Genomic DNA, 434 nt, shown 5'->3' on the forward strand with positions numbered 1-434 from the left:
AAAAGTTATATTTCACCAAGGCAACTTGAAGCTCATGCTTTCTGAAGAAGATAGAAAAGAATTCAATAAGTATGCTGGCAATGACTGGACTAAAAGGAAAGTCTTTGGCCGAGAAACAAGATTATTCATTTTGAAGCTTGCTCCCTGTTTTGCTTTAGCGTACTGGATTTATACTTGGTGGGAAGCTGGAGTAATTCCAAGCAGAAAGGGAAATCCGCCAGTACATTATATCCATGAACCAGATATGTTTTTATTGTATTTTCTGCGGCGCTAGTTTTGCTTTAGTGCTTTTGGTTTTATATTTAGCTCTAAACTATTTTGCTGCACTTCGCACCCATTGTTTAAAGTGAAATATAACAAGTCAATTAACGCACTCACTTCGTTCGCTGGGACGCATACACGCAGGGCGGCTTCGCCATTATGCCCTACGTGCC

At 40.1% G+C, this 434-nt stretch carries 1 protein-coding gene; it reads left to right on the forward strand.

Annotation, left to right across the window (positions count from 1 at the left end; all coding sequences use genetic code 11):
* Window positions 1-274, forward strand: a 274-nt coding sequence (locus GVO63_RS19385; protein WP_236552230.1) for a hypothetical protein, incomplete at its 5' end; no start/stop codon positions are given.
* Window positions 275-434 lie beyond the last annotated feature (160 nt).

Source organism: Alteromonas sp. KUL106 (assembly GCF_009811415.1).
GTDB lineage: Bacteria > Pseudomonadota > Gammaproteobacteria > Enterobacterales > Alteromonadaceae > Alteromonas.